The organism is Chondromyces apiculatus DSM 436, assembly GCF_000601485.1.
In the GTDB taxonomy this organism is placed as follows: Bacteria; Myxococcota_A; Polyangia; order Polyangiales; family Polyangiaceae; genus Chondromyces; species Chondromyces apiculatus.
The window spans coordinates 23,032-41,950 of the sequence record NZ_ASRX01000049.1 but is presented as its reverse complement, the minus strand read 5'-3'; the positions used below and the strand labels follow the sequence as shown (position 1 = coordinate 41,950).

Here is an 18,919-nt window from a genome sequence, read left to right as displayed (position 1 = left end):
GTTGCGTTACCTCCAGTCGTTTCTGCCCTGGTTTGTGCTGCCGGTCGCCCTGTGGGGGGTGGTGCCGGAGGTGCGGGCGCAGGAGGGAGCGGGGGCGGGGACAGGGACAGGGGCGGGGACAGGGACAGGGGCAGGGACGGGGACGGGGGCGACGGGGGTGAGGGCGCCGGAGCCGGGGGTGCAGCCGGAGGCGCGCTGGCCGGGGGGGCAGGCGTCTGGGCACGACGTGGTGGTGCCGGTGGTGGTCGTCGTCGGGGAGGATGGGAAGGTCGCCGAGGCGGCGGTGGAGGTCAGCCTGGGGGCGGGGCTGGATGAGGCGGCGCTGGGGGCGGCCCGGCAGTGGAGGTTCAGGCCGGCGACCCGGGAGGGGAAGGCGGTGCGGGCGCGGACGCGGGTGGCGGTGCGCTTCAAGGGGCGGCCAGGGGCTGCGCTGGCAGGGAGTGCAGCGCTGGGCGGGGGAGTGACGGGCGTGACGGGCGAGGGGGCGTCGTCAGGGGCCGGGGCGGCAGGAACCGGGGTGGAGCCTGGAGATGGGGGGACGGCGGAGGGCGCGGGGCTGCAGGTGACAGTACAGGGGGAGACGGGGCCGCGGAGTGCTTCGGAGACGGTGCGGGAGGGGCGGGTGATCCGGGCGGCGCCCCACCGGACGGCGAGCGATGCGCTGCAGGTGGTGCCAGGGGTGATGGTCACGCAGCACGGGGGGGAGGGGAAGGCGCACCAGATCTTCTTCCGGGGGTTCGATGCGGTGCACGGGCAGGACCTAGAGGTGAATGTCGCGGGGGCGCCCGTGAATGATGTCTCCAATGTGCACGGGCAGGGGTATGCGGATCTGAATTTCGTGATGCCAGAGGTAATTGCGAGGATCACGGCGTCGCCAGGGTCGTATGACCCGAGGCAGGGGGACTTCGCGGTGGCGGGGTCGATCCGGATGGACCTCGGGTACGACGAGCCGGGGGTGACGGCGAAGGGGAGCGCCGGCTCGTTCGGGGGGCGGCGGCTGTTCATGGCGTATCACCCGGAGCAGGCGGGGGCGGAGACGTTTGCGGCGTTCGAGGCTTACGGGACGGATGGGTTCGGGCCGGCGCGGGCGGCGGACCGGGTGAGCGGGGTGGCGCAGGCGGTGCACGAGTTTGCGGGGGGGCTGCGGGCACGGGTGATGGCGTCGGCGTATGCGGGGAGGTTCGGGTCGGCGGGGGTGCTGCGGCTGGAGGATGTGGACCGGGGGCGGGTGGACAGGTTTGCGTCGTATGACCCGAAGCAGGGGGGGAGCGCGTCGCGGCTACAGGTCGTCGGGGAGCTGCAGAAGGGGGACGCGGGGGAGGGGTGGAGCCTCGCGCCGTTCCTGGTGATGCGGGCGATGCGGTTGCGCTCGAATTACACGGGGTATCTGGTCGATGAGCGGGACGGGGATTCGACGCAGCAGCTCAACGAGGCGACGACGGCGGGGGTGACGGGGCATTACCGGCGGCGGGTGCCGGTGTTCTCGGAGCGGGACGGGGTGGAGGCGGGGGTGTATGCGCGGCACGATTGGATCACGCAATCGCAGGCGCGGCTCGCGGCGGTGGATGACCATCCGACGGAGGAGATGGTGGAGGCGCGGGTGCAGGCGACGAATGTGGCGGGGTGGGTGGATGCGTCGGTGCGGCCTGTGAAGCGGGTGCTGGTGCGGGGTGGGGTGCGGGTGGATGGGCTGGCGTTCTCCACGGTGGACGCGAAGGAGGGGCAGGAGGGGGCGCGGTCGGGGCAAGGGGTGCACGTCGGAGGAAAGGGGACGGTCGATGTGACGGTGGGGGCGGGGGTGCACGCGGTGGCGAGCGTGGGGCAGGGGTTCCGGTCGCCGCAGGCGCGGAGCCTGGGGGACGGGGAGCGGGCGCCGTTCACGGAGGTGGTGTCGGGGGAGGGGGGGCTGCGGTACGGGGACGAGGCGGTGCGGGCTTCGGTGGCGGTGTTTCACAGCCGGCTGAGCGACGATCTGGTGTTCGATGAGCGGACGGGGCGCAATGAGCCGGTGCCGGCGACGGCGCGGACGGGGGTGGCGCTGGATGTGGTGGCGACGCCGACGGCGTGGTTCACGTCGAGCGTGGGGATGACGTACACGCGGGCGGTGTTCACGGAGGGGGAGGAGGGGCTGGGGGCGCGGTACAGCGAGGGGGCGCTGCTGCCGTACGTGCCGCAGGTGGTGGTGCGGGCCGACATGGCGGTGACGCCGCGGCTCGGGGAGATTGCAGGGCACGGGGTGACGGCGCGGGTGGGGGGCGGGGCGACGCTGCTGCACCGGCGGCCGATGCCGTACGGAGAGATGGGGCACGATGTGATGGTGGTCGATGGGGGAGTGTCGGCGCGCTACCGGTTCGTGGAGCTGGGGGTGGAGGCGTTCAATCTGCTGGATGCAGCGTGGTTCGACAGCGAGTTCGTGTTCGCGTCGAGCTTCCGGCAGGGGACGACGGAGCGGGTGCCGGTGCGGCACGTGACGGTGGGAGCGCCGCGGGTGGTGATGGTGTCGTTGTCGCTGTTCATTTCGTGAGGGTGGTCGTCATGACGTCGATGGATGCTGGCAAAGGGTCGCGGATGGGCGGGAATGGGCGCGGGGCGCGGCGGGGGGTGGTGTCGCTGGGAGCCGTGGTGCTCGCGGGGATGGCGCTCGGGGGGCTGGGGGCGGGGTGCGGCGGGGAGGACAGCACGACGGGGAAGCGGCTCACGCACGAGACGGTGGTGACTGCGGGGGCGGAGGCGACGGGCGGGTTCACGAATGCGATGGGGTGGAGGGTGACGCTGTCGCGCGCGGACGTGGCGGTGGGGGCGCTGTACTACTTCGACGGGGCGCCGGTGACGGCGATGCGGGGGCGGCGACTGCGGCTGCTGGACAGGGTGTCGGGGTGGCTGATCCGGGAGGCGCACGCGCACCCGGGGCATTACGAGCCAGGGAACGCGCTGGGGGAGATGACGGCGGCGACGAGCGTGGACCTCATGGGAGGGCCGGTGAGCGTGGGGGCGTCGGAGGCGGTGACGGGGGTGTACCGGTCGGCAAGCTTCGATTTCGGGGCGAAGGCGGTGGGGCCGCTGGCGGGGGCGATGGGGGAGGCGGTGGTGGTCGTGGAGGGGGTGGCGGAGAAGGAGGGGATGTCGCGGTCCTTCCGGGCAGAGGCGAAGGCGGACGAGGTGCTCGACACCGACGCTCTGCCGGTGGTGGAGGGGTGCGTGTTCGAGGAGGCCGAGGTGCAGGGGGACGGGACGGTGACGGTGCTGGTGAAGCCGAGCGTGTGGCTCGATCAGGTGGATTTCGAGGAGGTGCCGGAGAGCGCGGACGGGGAGCCCGTGGCGTTCGACGTGCGGGGCACGCCTCACAAAGCGTTCATCCGGGGGCTGAAGAAGGGGACCGGGTACGTGTTCTCGTATGGCGCCGGGTCGGAGGAGAAGTGATGACGATGAACAGGTGGTTCGGGGCTTCGCTCGTCGCAATGGCAGCGGTGACGGTGGGCTGCGGTGGTGACGATGGCGGCGGGGTGCAGGCGGAGGGGCAGGGAAGCGTGAGCTTCTCGACCTGGGGCGAGGAGTACATCGAGGAGAAGATCCCGGCGTCGGAGTTCGCGGACGGGTGGGAGGTGACGTTCGGCAAGTTCCTGGTGGTGCTGCGGAACGTGACGGTGGCCGATGGGGAGGGGCAGGTCGGGGCCCGGATGGAAGGGTCGGTGCTGGTGGACCACGTGGCGGCCGGGGTGAAGCCGGTGGCGAGCTTCGGGGCGCTGGAGGCGAAGACCTGGAGCGAGGTGTCGTTCGAGATCAGCCCGGTGGACGCGGAGACGGCCCTGGTGAGCGCGACGGAGGCCGACAAGCAGCTCATGGTCGACGCGGGGGCGTCGGTGTACGTGGAGGGGCAGGCCAGCAAGGGAGACGTGACGAAGCAGTTCGTGTGGGCCTTCGAGGATGCGACGGCGTACACGAGCTGCCGCGGAGACAAGGACGGGAAGGAGACGGAGGGGGTGCTCGTCACCAGCGGGGGGACGGACAGCGTGGAGCTGACCATCCACGGGGATCACCTGTTCTATGACGATCTGCAGGCGGACAATGCGGTGCTGCGGTTCGAGGCGATCGCGGGGGCGGACGCCAACGACGATGGAGAGGTGACGATGGCGGAGCTTTCGGCGGTGCCGCTGACGAGCATCGCGGAGGGGAGCTACGGGACGGGGAGCGCCGGGGGGATCAATGACCTGGGGACGTACGTGGCGGCGCTGGCGCGGACGCTGGGGCACTTCCGGGGCGAGGGGGAGTGCGTCTCAGGAGATCCGTGAAGGAGTCTCGCCGGGCCGCCCACACGGACAAGCGGCGGAGAAACCGCGGTCGGTGAGCCGGCGCGTGGACAGGGTGTCGTCGGTCGCCGACACACCCCAGTCCGCCGTGGGACCACGTGGGGAGGCTTCGTCCGGCCCCGCAGTCCCGCGGTGGACATCCCGCGGCTGGTTCCTCCCGCACCAGGTCCACGGGTGGAAGGGGTGGGGCCGGCCTCCCGCACCTCGGTTCTCCGTGGACCAGGTGCGGCCGGCGCCTCCCCCCCCTCGTCGGCTGCGGGAACCCCCTCCGTCGCCCGACGCCTCCCGCACCAGGTCCACGGGTGACTGGGCAGGGTCGGCGCACCTCCCGCACCAGGTCCACGGGGAAACGAGGACCTGCGGGCGCCTCCCGCACTTGGTCCACGGCTGACCGGGCAGGCTCGGTCCCTCCCACACCTGTTCCACCGGTGGACTGGGTGCCAGCGGCCACCGACGACACCCCTTCCACGCGCCGAGCCTCCTGCAGGCGATTCACCCGGGTGGGGTGGCCCACGGAAGCGGCGCCCTCGCATGGACGAAGTCTCCGGCCGTTCGTATCAGGTGGACCGGGACCTGCGGGGACAGGCTCTCAGGCGGACCGGGCGAGCGCCTCGGCGTCAGGGCCGGCCGGGAAACGGAGCTTCCCGGTCGGGTCGTTCACGGCGCGCCACACGCCCTCGGCGACGTCGGTCTCGCGCGTCACCGCGGCCGGCTGGCCGAAGGACGCGAAGATGCGCTCGGCGAACGGGGCGTAAGCCTCGGGGATCAAGCCATCCATGCGCGCGCCTCCGTTGTTCGTGAAGGCTGTCGTCGGCCCGTAGCCTGGTTCGACGAGCTTCACCCGTACGTTGAAGGCTTCGAGCTCGAAGGCGAGCGAGGCGGTGAATCCTTCGATGGCCATCTTGCTCGCGGTGTAGACGGCGACGAGGGGCATCGGGGCCAGGGTGGCGCTGGAGGTGACGTTGACGATGACGCCGGACTTGCGGGCGCGGAGCTGGGGGAGGACGGCCTGGGTCATGGCCATGACGCCGAAGGTGTTGGTCTCGAAGACCTCGCGCACGGTGCGCATGGGGGTGACCTCGAAGGCGCCCAGGAGGCCGATGCCCGCGTTGTTGACGAGCGCGTCGAGGGGGCCACTGGCGTCGAGCGCGGCGGTGATGGTTTCGGGCCTGGTGACGTCGAGGGGGATGACGCGCATGCGGTCCGAGCGGGGGAGGAGGTCCTCGCGCGGCGTGCGCATGGTGGCGATGACGTTCCAGCCCTGGGCGTGGAAGTGGCGCGCGGTCTCGAGGCCGTAGCCCGAAGAACAACCCGTGATGAGCACCGTCTTCATGTTCATGAGGGCAACGTAAGGGTTGGGCGCGGGACCCTCTACCATGGAGAGTCCACATTTCTTTGGCTAGAGTCCGGACATGGTCGATCCGCTCTCGGAGGTGATCACGCTGCTCCAGCCTCGCGCGGTGTTCTCGAAGAGGATCAGCGGCGCCGGTCGCTGGGGGGTTCGCTATTCGGAGTTCGGTCAGCCGAGCTTCTGCGCGGTGCTGGAGGGGAGCTGCCGTCTCGCGGTCGATGGTCAGCAGGCGATCACGATCGAGGACGGTGACTTCGTGCTCCTGCCGGCGACGCCAGGCTTCACCATGTCGGGGTTCGAGCCGGTGCGGCCGGAGCGCGTCGATCCGAAGGTGGCCGCCTCACCGACCGGTGAAGTCCGCCACGGGACGCGCGGTGGACAGCCCGATGTGCGGCTGCTCGGCGGGTACTTCGTGTTCGATTCGCCCGACGCGGCGCTGCTGGTGTCGCTGCTGCCGAAGGTGGTGCACGTGCGCGGCGTGGAGCGGCTCTCGGTGCTGGTGCGGCTCGTCGGGGAGGAGTCGGGGGCGCGACGATCGGGTCGCGATCTGGTGCTGACGCGGCTCGTCGAGATCCTGCTCATCGAGGCGCTGCGCGCGACGTCCAGCGACGAGGCCCCTCCGGGGCTGCTGCGCGGGCTCGCCGATGCGCGCCTCGCGCCCGCGATCCGGCACATGCACGGTCAGCTCGCGCGGTCGTGGACGGTGGCGCAGCTCGCGAAGACCGCGGCGCTCTCGCGCTCGGCGTTCTTCGAGAGGTTCACCCGCACGGTGGGCGTGGCGCCCATGGAGTACCTGCTGGCGTGGCGGATGGCGGTCGCGAGGGATCTGCTGAGGCGCCAGGAGCTGGGCATCGGGGAGGTGGCGGAGCGGGTGGGGTATGGGTCGGCGAGCACGTTCAGCACGGCGTTCCGCCGGCACGTGGGGCAGAGCCCGAGTCGGTATGCGCGGGCGGGTTAGCCCGGAAGGGTGGGCGAGCCATGCTCGACCGCCTCTTCGAGCACCTGGCGCTGCTGCGTCATGCGCAGGCGGCGGCGGCGGCGGCGGGAGATGCGAGCGGCGGCGAGGAGGGCGAGGGCGGAGGGGGCGAGGAGGCCTGCGGCGCTGCCGGGAGAGGCGCCTAGCTGACATGCGCAGCCGCGGCCCCAGAGGAGGATCTCGTCGGGGGTCGCGCTGGCGCCGCCGGAGCCACCGAAACCGCCCGCGCCGCCGATGCTGGAGGAGGTGACGTGGCCGCCAGAGCCGCCGATGCCGCCGGAGCCGCCAGCGCCACCGGAGCCGCCCGCGCCGCTCGCGCCGGGGGTGAGGCGGACGATGACGCCGTCCGAGGGGCGGTCAGGGCCTCGGCCGGCAGGGCCGAGGGCGCGGACGCCGACGTAGTACTTGGCGCCGTCTTCGAGGGGGAGGCCGGGGATGGGGGCGTAGGTGGTGTCGCCGACGTCGGTCCAGGAGGGGGTGGTGAGGTACTCGCCCGCAGCGCCGACGACGGCGATCTCGTAGGAGGTGGCGCCAGGGACGGGGGACCAGGAGGCGTGGAGGGCAGCTTCGGTGGCGATCTCGTCGATGTCGTCGTCGGTGAGGCCAGCAGGGGGGTCGATGTCCCAGACCCAGGCAGGGGAGGGGAGGATCTGGTGGCGGAGGCCGTAGAGGTAGCCGTCGGCGACGCTGACGACGATGTCTTCGCGGCCGTCACCGTCGGTGTCGGCGAGGATGGGGGCGCTGACAGGGGCCTCGAAGCGGTGGCTCCAGCGGAGGGAGCCGGCGCAAGGGTCGATGGCGTAGAGGTGGCCGTCGGTGGAGCCGACGAGGGCGGTGGGGTGGGGGTCGGAGCCGGTGAGGTTGGCAGAGACGGCGACGTCGCCGAGCTGGCCGAGGGTGGCGTTGGCGGCGGTGGCGGCGGCTTCGGTGCCGAAGGTCTGGCCACCGGCGAGGACCATGGTGCGGCGGGTGCCAGCGACAGGGCCGCTGGTGGCGGTGAGGGCGAGGCGGGCGGGGTAGGCGGAGGAGCCCTCGACGAGCAGGGGGGTGCCGGCGCAGGAGGCGATGGCGCCGTAAGGGTAAGGGCGGTCGTCAGGGCCCTGCCAGGCGGTGGCGGAGAGGTCGTGAGAGAGGGTGCGGGCGGGGTAGAGGCCGCCCTGGAGGGTCATCTCGGGGAGGCCGTCGCCGGTGGCGTCGTGGAGGAGGGGGGTGAAGTAGGCGAGGAAGCCGGCGATGGGGCTCTGGGCGAGGGGGGCGCCGGTGTGGCCGTCGTGGATGCGGGCGGTGTCGATGGCGAGGGCGACGTCGGTGGTGCCGTCGCCGTTCCAGTCGGCAGCAGCGAGGGGGGAGGTGGCGAACTGGGCGTTGATGGTGCGGCCCCAGTGGACGGCGCCGTCGTCGCGGAGGGCGAGGATCTCGGCGCTGGAGGAGGGACCGAGGGTCATGGTGACGAGGTCGGGGAAGCCGTCGCCTTCGAGGTCGGCAGGGAGGACGTCCCAGGCAGGGGGCTGGAAGAGGGGGACGTCGAGGAGCTCGGTGCCGGTGTGGTCGGCGAGGCCGAGGTCGTAGGTGATGGGGTCGGTGCGGGGGATGCGCTGGCGGTAGTAGGCGACGCGCGCGGGTTCGAAGGGGCGCTGGAGGATGGCGGCGCCGGAAGCGTCGGGGATGCGGAAGGTGGGCTGGGCAGGGCTGACGTTGCTGGCGCCGAGGGCGTCGATGCGGAGGAGGTCGCCGCGGGCGTCGACGACGAGGAGGCTGTCGGCAGGGGCGTCGGGGGTGAGGCGGGCGGCGAGGGGGGCGCGGCCGAAGGTGAACATGCCGCCGTCGCCGGTGGCGTAGGTGCCGACGCGCATCCCAGGGAGGGTGGTGGTGCCCTCCTGGAGGGGGTTGATGGGGGCGAGGGAGGCGTCGAGGAGGGCGAGGTAGCCGTCGTCGCGGGAGACGGCGAGGCGGGCCGCAGGATCAGGGGTGGGGATGGAGGCGAGGGCGGCGAGGCCGGTGCCCGGGGTGAGGGGGTAGTGGGCAAAGGGCGTGAGGTGGGGGTTGCCGACGAGGTAGGCGCTGAGGCCAAGGGGGGAGGCGGTGGACTCGAAGACGAGGGAGCGCGGGCCGTTGTTGAGGGGTTCGAGGAGGGGGGCGGTGTCGGTGAAGCTCGAAAGACGGCCGCGCACGCGGTCGAGCTGCATGTGGACGCGGAGGTCGGGGCGCTCCCAGTGCACGGTGGGCGTCATGGGAGGGCCGGACGTGACGCGGTAGCCGAAGACGTTGTCGCCGCGGGAGGTGATGATCTCGGGGGTGGTGCCGGGGATGGGGACGACGGCGTGGGCGAGCCGGGTGTAGATGGTGGCCAGGGTCTGGCCGGTGAGGGCGTCGAGGAGGTGGGTGTTCCAGGTGGTGGTGGTCTGCTGGCGGCTGATCACCACCTCCAGGGTGCCGTTGTTGTCGACGTCCCAGAGGAGGCTGCCAGGGGCGCGCAGGTCGCCGACGGCGGCGTTGCCGAAGGACACGTCGTAGAGGGTGTCGACGGTGCCGTTCGGGCGGTAGGCGAGGGCGAAGACGCGGCGGCCGCTGACGTCGGCGGGGGTGACGCTGTACATGCAGACCACCTCGTCGCCGGGGATGCCGTCGAGGTTTTCGGCTTCGCAGCGGGAGGCGCCGATGGAGGGGTAGAGGGGCGGGGAGACGGCCATGACCTCGCCGGTGGAGCGGACGAAGAGGAGGCTCTGGCCGTCGGGGAGGAGGAGGTCGGGGATGCCGTCGGCGTCCCAGTCGCCGACGGTGGTGGCGGCGACGCCGCAGCGGCTGCGCGGGGGGAAGGTGCCGAGCTTGACGGGGGAGGTGGGGGCGCCGGTGAAGGAGTAGAGCTCGCCGTTGCTGGCGCCCTCGATGGCGCAGCAGCCGCAGCGGTCGAGGAAGACGTCGGGCGCGCCGTCGCCGTCGAAGTCGGCGATGCGGGCGGCGCTGAGGGTGCCCATCTCGCCGGCTGGCTGTCGCCAGAGGAGGGCGCCGGTCTGGCTGTCGAAGAGCATGGCTTCGCCGACGTTGCGGGCGAGCACGTCGAGGCCGCCGTCGCCGTCGAGGTCGAGGACGTCGAGGATGACCTGGATGCCGAGGTTTCCGGTCTGCCAGAGGCGCTCTCCGTCCGGGCGGGCGAGGGTGAGGCGGCCGCCAGCGGCGTAGAGGACGTCGGTCGCGCCGTCGGCGTTGGTGTCGGCGACGAGCATGGCGCCGCCGCGGAGAGCGCCGCCGAGGTAGGAGCGCCAGTACTGGGCAGGTTTGCCGATGTTGCTCGCGAGGGGAGAAGCGCCCGTGCGGGCAGGGTCGTGGCGCGCGACAGGCCAGTCGGCGAACGCCAGGGTGGAGGCGAGGAGGACCCCCGCCGCGCTCGCCACGCCGAGAGCATGATGCAAGCCCATCGGGACGAGCTTCGCGAGATCGGCGGTCGGTGTCCACAGGCGCGAGGGGGTGCGGTCGCCTGCTGGAGGGGGGCGCGGGAGAGCTCGGGGGGGCGCTTGAACTTTCCCGGGGTGAGGCGCACCTTAGCCCCCGCGCTGCGATCTTCGCGGTGCGCGCGGCGCTCGACCTACCTTCCTGTGACCAACCCCTCCTCTGCCAGTCTCTCGCAAGCTCCCGGGCCGTCGGGCATGGGGGTCGATCCAGGTGCACGCCAGGGGGGCGTCGGCGGGCGCGCTCCAGGCTCGGTGCCGGCGCTGAACATCGTCCTGGCGTGGCGCACGGTGCGCAAGCACTGGGTGATCGCGCTGGTGACGGCGGTGGCGGTGTTCCTGCTCGTGGCGTTCTACACGCTGGGGCAGAAGAAGATTTACCAGGCGACGGCGACGATCCAGTTCGACCCGAACCCCCCACGGCCTCTCGGGCGCGGGGTGGATACGGTCGTGGAGATGGGGACGGGGTCGTACTGGAACAACCGCGAGTACTACGAGACGCAGTACAAAATCATCCAGTCGATGCGGGTGGCGCTGGCGGTGGTGCGGGATCTGAACCTGCACAACGACAGCGCGTTCCTGGAGAACTTGCCGCCAGGGAAGCCGGGGCCGTCGAAGGCGGTGAGCCCCGAGGAGGCGGCGGAGGTGCTGCGGGAGCGGCTGACGGTGGATCCGGTGAAGGAGAGCCGGCTGGCGATCGTGCGGTTCACGGACGCCGATTCGCAGCGAGCGCAGCGGGTGCTGTCGGTGCTGGTGAACACGTACGTGGAGCAGAACCTGGATGACGTGCTCACCTCGACGGACTCGGCGGTGGAGTGGCTGCGCACCCAGCTCGACAAGCTGAAGGGGGATCTCGAGTCGAGCGAGATGGCGCTGCACGACTACAAGATCGACAAGAACATCCTGTCGGTGGCGATCGACGATCAGTCGAACATGCTGCGCGAGGAGATGAAGCAGCTCAACGAGGCGCTCACCGCCACCCGGGCCAAGCGCGAGGAGGTGCGGGCGCGGCGGGACGAGCTGGCGAAGATGAAGGCGTCGGAGCCGGCGGATCTGCCGTCGTCGGAGCTGCTCCAGAGCCACACGCTCCAGGGGCTGCGGGAGCGGCACGACGAGGTGGTGCGCGAGTACAAGGCGCTGCTTGGGGAGGGCAAGGGGGCGCGCCACCCCGACGTGCGGGCCGCGGAGGAGCGGGTGACGGCGGCGAAGGCGGCGCTGATGGCGGAGGTGAAGAACATCCGCGGGGCGCTGGAGCGCGATGTGGACGTGGTGTCGCGGCAGGAGGCGGGGCTGGCGGCGCTCTTCGAGCGGGCGCAGAAGCAGGCCTTCGAGCTGAATCTGCTGGAGATCGAGTACAACCGGCTGCGGCGCAGCAAGGACAACAACGAGAAGCTCTACGCGCTGGTCCTGGAGCGCACGAAGGAGGCGGACCTCACCCGGATGATGCGGGTGAGCAACATCCGGGTGCCGGATCCGCCGCTGGCGCAGAAGAAGCCGGTGAGGCCGCGGGTGCCGATGAACCTGGCGGCAGGGCTGCTCGCAGGGGTGGGGCTCGGGGTGGCGGCGGCGCTCGGGCGGGCGATGCTCGATCGGACGCTGAAGACGCCAGATGACGTGGAGCAGGAGCTGGGGCTGCCGTTCCTGGGGCTCTTGCCGGAGATCTCGCCGGAGGAGCGGCAGGCAGGGAAGCGCGCGGAGCGGCGGGGCGGAAGGCCTCGGCGAGGGGCGCGGGGGGGCGCGGGGTCGCGGGAGCTGATCGTGCACGAGCAGCCGTTCAGCGGGGCGGCGGAGGCGGCGCGCGCGGTGCGGACCAACCTGCTGTTCATGGCGCCCGACAATCCGTACCGGGTGCTGCTGATCACGAGCGCGGGGCCGTCGGAGGGGAAGACGACGGTGGTGTGCTGCATCGCGACGGCGATGGCGCAAGCGGAGCAGCGGGTGGTGATGGTGGACTGCGATCTGCGCAGGCCGCGGCTGCACCGGGTCTTCGGCAAGAGCACGAACGTGGGGGTGACGACGGCGCTGCTCGAAGGGAAGCTGCCGGACGAGGAGCTGATGCGCACGGAGGTGCCGAACCTGTGGGTGCTGCCGGCAGGGCCGCTGCCGCCGAACCCGGCGGAGCTGTTCCACAGCGAGCGGTTCAAGGTGCTGCTGGAGCAGCTCACGGCGCGCTACGACCGGGTGATCATCGACAGCCCGCCCATCGTGGCGGTGACCGACGCGGCGATCCTCTCGACGCTGGCGGAGGGGACGGTGCTGGTGACGCGCGCGTTCAAGACGCAGCGGGAGCTGGCGCGGCACGGGGTGCGCTCGCTGCTCGATGTGGGGGGAAAGGCCGCGGGGGTGGTGCTGAACGCGGTGGATCTCGATCGGGACGAGTACCGGTACTACCACTACTACTCGTACAAGAAGGAAGGCTTCTACGGGCAGGATGACCCCCGCGCCGACGCCCCCGCCGACGAGCGGCCCGGGGATTCGGCGGCGGCATCGTAGGGCGACGGGGCGGCGCGGTGCGGGGCGGCGTGGGGCGAGAGGGTGTCGGGCGAGAGGGCGTGGGGCGAGAGGGCGTGGGGCGGGGTGAGGGTGGACAGCGGGTCCTGTCGCGCGTGGGGGCGGTGGGGCTGGTGGCGGGGCTGGCGGTGGTGGGGCCGCTGCTGGAGAGTGCGCTGGGCGGGGGTGGGCGCGGCTGGGTGGTGGGCATGCTGCTCATGGTGCTGGCGCCCTCGCTGGTGAAGGCCGGGGGGGCGCGGTTCCACCCGCTCGACCCGGAGACGTTCGTTCCGGCGACGTACTTCCTGAGCGCGGGCTACGCGCCGACGCTTCACCTGGTGCTGTCCCGGTCCTTCGCGCTGTCGGCAGCGGAGACCAGCGGTTTCCAGGTGGCCTACCTGGGGGCGGTGGGCTGCGCGCTGGTGTGCACGGCCCTGAGCAAGCCAAGGGCCGCGCCGGAGGAGCGCTCACCCCTCGCGCCGGAGCTGCTGCCGCGGGACTGGGCGGTGATCGCCGCCGGGGGGCTGGGGATGCTGCTCGTCGCGGTCTGGGTGGCGCAGACGGGGATCGATCGGCTCCTGTCGGCGAGCTACGTGGAGACGTACCAGCACGAGCAAGGCAAGGGGTTGCTCACCGCCGGGTGGTTCGTGGTGCAGCTCGCCATCGTGCACTGCGCCGCGCGGGTGGCCGACATCCGCGCCGCCGGGATGAAGGTGCCGTGGGTGCTCTACACAGCCCTCGCGGTGATGGTGGTGCTGTTTCTCTTCAATACCGCGCTCGGCAGGCGCGGTCCGCTGCTGTGGCTCATCGCGTCGGTGGCGCTCTGCCTGCACCTGTCGCGGGTGCGGGTGCCGCGGTGGTGGCTGGCGGTGGGGGTGGGGCTGATCCCCATCTACGCGTATGCGATCGAGGGCTACCGCTCGCAGCTCGGGGAGGGGGCGGAGGCGCAGCTCGCGTCGGTGCAGGCAGGGCTGTCACGCCTCGACAATCCGTTCGTGATCCCCGAGCTGGAGACGGTGTTCGGTACGCTGGTGATCATGGTCGAGCAGGAGCCGCCGATCCTGATGTATCCGGGCGAGAGCTGGGTGAACGCGGTGCTCATCCAGGTGCCGCGGCCGCTCTGGGAAGACCGGCCCACCTCGCTGTCGGCGCGGTACGTGTGGTGGATGTCGCCCTCGTTCGCGCGCGAGGGAGGGGGCCTCGCCTTCAACATGACGGCGGAGGGGTACCTGAACCTCGGGTACTTCGGCGCGCTCCTCCAGATCGCGGTGGTGACGGCGGTGTTTTTCTTCGGCCCGCTGGCAGCGCACGTGGGCCGGATGCGCGACCCGCTGGAGAGGGCGCTGGCGGCGTGCCTGGGGTCCGTTGCGTACAACCAGTTCCGGGGCGAGCTGGCGTCGCTCTTCAAGGTGAGCGTGGCGTTCCTGATCTCGGCGGCCCTGGTGCACGTCGCGAGCGCCCTGCTACAACACCTCAGGGACCGGGCGCGGCGCGAGGCTCCGCGGGGGTGGCGCGCTCGGCCGGGGAGCACATCCGGCGTGCGTAGCGCCGGGGGCACACGGTAGGGGGCGGTCGTTTGACCTGCCTGTCTGGCGCAAAACAGGTCTCGGTTGGCTGTTCGGCAGCGATACGATACCCTGATCCGAGCGCGACCTTAGACGCCCCCGCTACATCTAGCCTTCTATGTCTGCACGGGATCCCAACGCGCCCACCTTCCGAAAGGATCTGGCCACCATGTCGGCCCCGGTGCCGCGATCGGTACGCGCAGTCAGTCCCGTGGCGTCGAACGGCGGCGACTCCGAGTCGAGCAGCCGTGGCGTCGCGCTGATCCCCACGGAACTGCGAGGGAACCTGCCGACGGGCATCGCGCAGGGGGAGGAGGGGTTGAGCTACCGCGACGGAACGCCCATCCCCTCGTCGCGGATGCCGTCGCTGATCCTCGAGCCGGGGATGACCATCGGCAACGGCAGGTACGAGCTGCTCAAGCCCCTCGGGCACGGGGGCATGGCGGAGGTGTGGCGGGCGATGCACATCCCGCTGCGCACCGAGGTGGCCATCAAGTTCATCTCGGCGAACCTCACCATCGACCCGGGCCACGGCCAGGAGGCGATGGAGCGGTTCCGGCTGGAGGCGCAGATCGCGGCGCGCCTCGGCGCCCGGAGCAAGCACATCGTCACCGTGCACGACGCGGACGCGCACCTCGGGCGGCCCTACCTGGTGATGGAGCTGCTCGAGGGGTGCGATCTGGCGGACATGATCGATCAGGGGCAGATGCCGCTCGGGCAGATCGCGGACATCCTCGACCAGGTGGCCGAGGGGCTCGACGCGGCGCACGCGGCCGGGGTGCTCCACCGCGATCTGAAGCCCTCGAACATCCTGATCAGCCAGGAGCCGGACGGGAAGCTCCGCGCGAAGATCGCCGACTTCGGCATCGCCAAGATCATGTCGGGGAACATGCCGGTCGACCGGCCCCGCACGACGATGCAGGGGTCGTTCATCGGGACGGCCGCGTACATGAGCCCCGAGCAGGTGGAGGGGCGGTTCGCGATCGATGCCCGCAGCGATCTCTGGGCGCTCGGGGTGGTGGTGTACGAGGCGCTCACGGGGGTGCTGCCGTTCGAGCGACCGACGTTCACCGCGGTGATGGCGGCCATCGGCGTCGGGCGGTTCGACCCGCCGTCGACGCGCCGCCCAGGGCTGCCGGCCTCGCTGGACACGTGGTGCGCGCGGGCGCTCGCGCAGGACCGGGACGCGCGCTTCTCGTCGGCGCGCTCGATGGCGAACTCCTTCCGCACCGCGGCGCGGGTCCCGGCAGCCGCCCCCTCTCCCGACACGGGTCCGGGTCCGCGACCGGTGCTGCCCGTGGATGGCGGGAACGCGGCGGAGGCCCAGCGGCGGCGGAGGACGCTGATCGCCGCGATCTCGTTCTGCGCGTTCATGATCGCCAGCATGATCGGGGTGTTCTTCTGGCTGCTGGCGGATGAAGAGGGCGTCCCCGAGGACACGCCGTCGACAGCCCGCGTGGCGCCGGTGCCGGAGATCCCGACCGTGACCTCGCCGGAGGTGGTGCCTTCGGCGGTCGCTCCCGAGACTGCGCCCTCTCCTCCGCCGGTCCTCCTGGCGCCGCCCCGGCCGCCAACCACGGTGGTGCCGCCGCCGCTGCCCTTCACCGCCACGCCGGCGCCGAACGAGGTGCCCTCCGTGAGCGTGGCTCCCACCACCCCTCCGCCGCCCCCCCGCCCCCGCAAGAAGATCGACCCCAGTGAGATCCAGTAACTGCGCGCGCACCCTCGTGGCCTCGGCATGGATGGCCCTCGTCACGACGGTGGCCGCGCCTTCGTGGGCCATCGACTCCGACGCGCAGGCGTTCTTCGCGCAGGGGCGTCAGCTCCGCGGCGAGGGGCGCTGTACAGACGCGATCCTGGCCTTCCGCCGCGCGTTCGATCTGTACCCGCAGGGGCTCGGGGCGCTGCGCAACATCGCCGAGTGCGAGGAAGAGCTCGGGCAGTTCGCCTCGGCGCGCGTGAGCTGGTGGAGCCTGCGCCGCGCGGCGCTCCAGAGCAACGAGCCGAAGTACGAGGGCTGGGAGACCGACGCGGAGAGCGCGTACAAGCGCCTGGAGAGCAAGGTCGCGCGGCTGACGGTGCACCTGAAGGGCGAGGGCCAGGCGCAGGCGGAGCTGAACATCGACGGGAGGCCGCTGGATCCGCGGCTGCTCGGGGTGGAGATCGAGCGGGACGTGGGGCCGCACCAGCTCACGCTCACGTACGGGGGCGCGGCGCCGGTGGTCCGGCACATCGAGCTGACGGCAGGTGAGCGCGAGGCGGTGACGCTGGACATCCCGAGGCCCGTGGCGGTGACGCAGACCCCGACCGTGAAGAAGCCCGGGGGCGACGAGGATGAGCCCGCGAAGGGCAGCAAGGCGATGCGCATCGCGGGGATCGCGGCGATGTCGGTCGGCGGCGCGAGCGCGGTGGGGGCGGTGGTCTCGGTGCTGCTGCGCAACGCGGCGCTCGGTGAGATCGAGGAGACCTGTCCTGACTACCAGGGCTGCAACCCTTCCCTGGAGAGCACCGAGTCCCGGGGGCGGACGGCGGCCACCCTGGTGAACGTCTTCGGGGCCGTGGCAATCGTGGGGGTCGGCGTGGGCGTGCCGCTGTTCGTGCTGGGGAGCCGGTCGTCGTCGCCGTCGGCACCGTCGGCACCGTCGTCGCCGAAGAGCCCCAAGGCGGCGTCGTCGCTGCCGCAGCTTCGCGTGGGAGTAGGGCCGATTGGCGGCGGGTGGGCGGCTCAGATCGGAGGGAAGTTCTGATGCGAACGAGGCGCGGTGGGTACGTGGGGGCGTTGCTGCTCGGGTTCGGCGCGGCGGCGGTGATGGCGGCAGCGTGCAGCTTCCCGGACATCAGCTACCTCGGCGGCACGACGACGACGACGACGACGACGACCACCACCACCTCAAGCGGGGGCGGTAGCGGCGGGGCTGGGGGCGGTACGGGCGGCGCGGGCACGGGCGGTGTGGGTGGGCTCGGAGGCGCCGGGGGCCAGGGAGGCCTCGGGGGAGGCGGCGGGGGCATGGGCGGCTCGGGGGGCGTCGGAGGGGAGTGCAGCCCTGTCAGCCCGGAGTGTTGCGATCCGAACGGGGACGGCATCGGCTCGCCAGCGTGCTGCGACGACGACAACGACACGTTCCTGTCGACGGAGTGCACCGAGGCAGCCCCGGCCAACACCGACTGCGATGACACCAGGGCACAGGTCAAACCCGGCCAGACGGCGTGGTTCGACGCGCCCTACAACGGCAATAAGTGGGACTACAACTGCAGCGGTGTCTCCGAGCCGGAGTACCCGCAGACGCCTTGCGCGAGCCCGAACTGCCCCGGCTCGACCCGGAACAACACCTTCCTCGGAGCGGTGACCTGCGGGCAGACCGGGAGGTTCGGGTCATGCTCGGTCTTCCTCGGGTGCTCCGAGTCGGTCTCAGACGCCGCGAAGATCCTCCGCTGCCACTGAGCCGGGACGGGGCATCGTCGATGCTCCGCTGCCATTGACCTGCGACGAGCACCCTCTCGTCAGGGAGGGGGCGCCTCACCCTCCTTCTCCTTCGCCTTCTTCCGGAACGCCTCCTTCGCCTCCGCCGGGTTCACCAGCGGGAGCAGCACCAGGGGGGCGATGAGGGAGGCGGCTGCGAGCATGAACATCTCCGGGGCGGCGAGGCGCGTGGCGGCCTGGCCTCCCACCCACGCGGTCCAGGTGTTCCTCACGTTGGCGAGCGACATGAAGGCGGTGAACTGGGTCCCGCCGACAGCGGGGTTCGAGAGGTCCATGGCGAGCGAGAGGTAGGTCGCCTGGAGCATGCCGTCGGCGAACGCGGTGGTCAGGGCCAGGCCGTAGACGACGTTGCGCGAGCCCCACTGCGGTTCGAGCACGCTGAACGCGACGTGGAGCGCCGCGGTCACCAGGGTGAAGAGCAAGACGGCGCGCCGGCGCCCCAGCTTGTCCGAGAGGATGCCGCCCGCGAAGGCTCCGGCGGCGCTGAGCGCGGCGGCGTAGAGGCCGCTGAGCTTGCCGATCTCCTCCTCGGAGTAGCCGAGGCGGAGCCGGTAGAAGGGCGAGGACATGGCGCCGAGGAGGCTGGAGCCGGCAGGGGCGAGGACGAAGAGGATCAGGCCGAAGAAGGTGGCGCGCAGCGCGAACGAGCGCGCCGTGGTGAGGAGGGTCCGGGCAGTCTCCACGACCACGTTGTCTGCAGGCGGTCGGGAGGGCTCCCGCACCAGGGCGGGGAGCAGCGCGGCGGCGAAGATCATCGCCGCCATGATCAGGAACAGGCCCCGCCATCCGACGCGGGAGGCGATCATCGCGAAGCCGCCGCCGCCGACCGCGACCCCGGCGTACTTCATCGACCACATCACGCCATTGGCGGTACCCCGCTCCTTCTCGTCGAGGATGTCGACAGCGAGCGCGTCGACGCCAACGTCCTGCGCGGCGGCGAACAGGTTGTGCAGGAAGATGAGGCTGAGGAACAGGGACATGGAGCCCTGCGGGTCGAGGGCCGCGAGGCCGAGCAGCGTCAGGCCCATGCCCAGCTCGGCGCCGAGGATCCAGGGCCGCCGTCGCCCGAGCCGCCCCAGGTTCAGGGCGTCGCTGAGGGGCGCGATGAGCAGCTTGAACGACCACGGGAGGTAGGCGAGCGCCAGCACCTTGCCGATCTGATCGGGGCCCATGCCCTTGGCCGTCAGGTAGAGCGAGAGAGGGAGCGAGATGAACCCCCAGGGCACGCCCTGCACGAAGTACAGGACACCGAACAGGATCAGCCGGCCGCGCACGGTGCGGGAGAGGTCCACCGTCGGAGCAT

Annotated in this window: 12 protein-coding genes; 9 read left to right on the top strand and 3 right to left on the bottom strand. The window is 71.7% G+C overall.

Annotated elements, in window-relative coordinates; translation table 11 throughout:
* The first annotated feature begins 1 nt into the window (after window position 1).
* Genes CAP_RS27390 through CAP_RS27380 form a run of 3 tightly spaced genes read left to right on the top strand, consistent with a single transcriptional unit; the run spans window position 2 to window position 4,289 of the window.
* A complete protein-coding gene (locus CAP_RS27390) occupies window positions 2–2,524 on the top strand; it encodes a TonB-dependent receptor domain-containing protein (RefSeq protein WP_156041188.1) in 2,523 nt (840 codons plus the stop codon).
* 11 nt (window positions 2,525–2,535) lie between these two features.
* A complete protein-coding gene (locus CAP_RS27385; protein WP_156041187.1) occupies window positions 2,536–3,420 on the top strand; it encodes a hypothetical protein in 885 nt (294 codons plus the stop codon).
* Between the two features lie 5 nt (window positions 3,421–3,425).
* Window positions 3,426–4,289, top strand: coding sequence for a hypothetical protein (locus CAP_RS27380; protein WP_044246457.1), 864 nt, complete (start codon window positions 3,426–3,428; stop codon window positions 4,287–4,289).
* 607 nt (window positions 4,290–4,896) lie between these two features.
* Here the strand turns inward: CAP_RS27380 and CAP_RS27375 are convergent.
* The gene (locus CAP_RS27375; protein WP_197041383.1) at window positions 4,897–5,640 is read right to left on the bottom strand and encodes an SDR family oxidoreductase; all 744 of its coding nucleotides are present in this window, start codon (window positions 5,638–5,640) and stop codon (window positions 4,897–4,899) included.
* A 79-nt stretch (window positions 5,641–5,719) separates the two neighbouring features.
* Between CAP_RS27375 and CAP_RS27370 the strand changes: the two genes are divergently transcribed.
* Complete coding sequence (locus CAP_RS27370; RefSeq protein WP_044246389.1) at window positions 5,720–6,616, top strand: AraC family transcriptional regulator; 897 nt, start codon at window positions 5,720–5,722, stop codon at window positions 6,614–6,616.
* On the opposite strand, the gene CAP_RS55180 is transcribed toward CAP_RS27370, so the two are convergent.
* The gene (locus CAP_RS55180) at window positions 6,613–10,050 is read right to left on the bottom strand and encodes an FG-GAP repeat domain-containing protein (RefSeq protein ID WP_052376062.1); all 3,438 of its coding nucleotides are present in this window, start codon (window positions 10,048–10,050) and stop codon (window positions 6,613–6,615) included. The two genes, CAP_RS27370 and CAP_RS55180, sit on opposite strands and share 4 nt — an antisense overlap.
* 228 nt (window positions 10,051–10,278) lie before the next feature.
* Here CAP_RS55180 and CAP_RS27360 point away from each other — a divergent pair, with 228 nt between their 5' ends.
* From CAP_RS27360 to CAP_RS50960, 5 genes are all read left to right on the top strand, one after another.
* Window positions 10,279–12,573 (top strand): GumC family protein, encoded by a 2,295-nt coding sequence (locus CAP_RS27360; RefSeq protein WP_052376060.1) that lies wholly within the window; start codon window positions 10,279–10,281, stop codon window positions 12,571–12,573.
* A 59-nt stretch (window positions 12,574–12,632) separates the two neighbouring features.
* Window positions 12,633–14,135: a hypothetical protein gene (locus tag CAP_RS52625; RefSeq protein ID WP_197041377.1), complete on the top strand. Its 1,503-nt coding sequence runs from the start codon at window positions 12,633–12,635 to the stop codon at window positions 14,133–14,135.
* A gap of 169 nt (window positions 14,136–14,304) precedes the next feature.
* Complete coding sequence (locus CAP_RS45640; protein WP_197041376.1) at window positions 14,305–15,846, top strand: serine/threonine-protein kinase; 1,542 nt, start codon at window positions 14,305–14,307, stop codon at window positions 15,844–15,846.
* Complete coding sequence (locus CAP_RS27345; protein WP_156041186.1) at window positions 15,833–16,882, top strand: tetratricopeptide repeat protein; 1,050 nt, start codon at window positions 15,833–15,835, stop codon at window positions 16,880–16,882. The genes CAP_RS45640 and CAP_RS27345 overlap by 14 nt, the downstream gene beginning before the upstream one ends.
* The gene (locus tag CAP_RS50960; protein WP_156041185.1) at window positions 16,882–17,577 is read left to right on the top strand and encodes a hypothetical protein; all 696 of its coding nucleotides are present in this window, start codon (window positions 16,882–16,884) and stop codon (window positions 17,575–17,577) included. The genes CAP_RS27345 and CAP_RS50960 overlap by 1 nt, the downstream gene beginning before the upstream one ends.
* Window positions 17,578–17,636: 59 nt before the next feature.
* On the opposite strand, the gene CAP_RS45630 is transcribed toward CAP_RS50960, so the two are convergent.
* Complete coding sequence (locus tag CAP_RS45630; protein WP_197041375.1) at window positions 17,637–18,908, bottom strand: MFS transporter; 1,272 nt, start codon at window positions 18,906–18,908, stop codon at window positions 17,637–17,639.
* Window positions 18,909–18,919: the final 11 nt, after the last annotated feature.

Excerpts from the sequence above, each read along its gene's own strand:
- CAP_RS50960 (WP_156041185.1), top strand. The coding sequence starts at position 16,882 with ATGCGAACGAGGCGCGGTGGGTACGTGGGGGCGTTGCTGCTCGGGTTC.
- CAP_RS55180 (WP_052376062.1), bottom strand. The coding sequence starts at position 10,050 with ATGGGCTTGCATCATGCTCTCGGCGTGGCGAGCGCGGCGGGGGTCCTC.
- CAP_RS27380 (WP_044246457.1), top strand. The coding sequence starts at position 3,426 with ATGAACAGGTGGTTCGGGGCTTCGCTCGTCGCAATGGCAGCGGTGACG.
- CAP_RS27360 (WP_052376060.1), top strand. The coding sequence starts at position 10,279 with ATGGGGGTCGATCCAGGTGCACGCCAGGGGGGCGTCGGCGGGCGCGCT.
- CAP_RS27385 (WP_156041187.1), top strand. The coding sequence starts at position 2,536 with ATGACGTCGATGGATGCTGGCAAAGGGTCGCGGATGGGCGGGAATGGG.
- CAP_RS45640 (WP_197041376.1), top strand. The coding sequence starts at position 14,305 with ATGTCGGCCCCGGTGCCGCGATCGGTACGCGCAGTCAGTCCCGTGGCG.
- CAP_RS27375 (WP_197041383.1), bottom strand. The coding sequence starts at position 5,640 with ATGAAGACGGTGCTCATCACGGGTTGTTCTTCGGGCTACGGCCTCGAG.
- CAP_RS27370 (WP_044246389.1), top strand. The coding sequence starts at position 5,720 with ATGGTCGATCCGCTCTCGGAGGTGATCACGCTGCTCCAGCCTCGCGCG.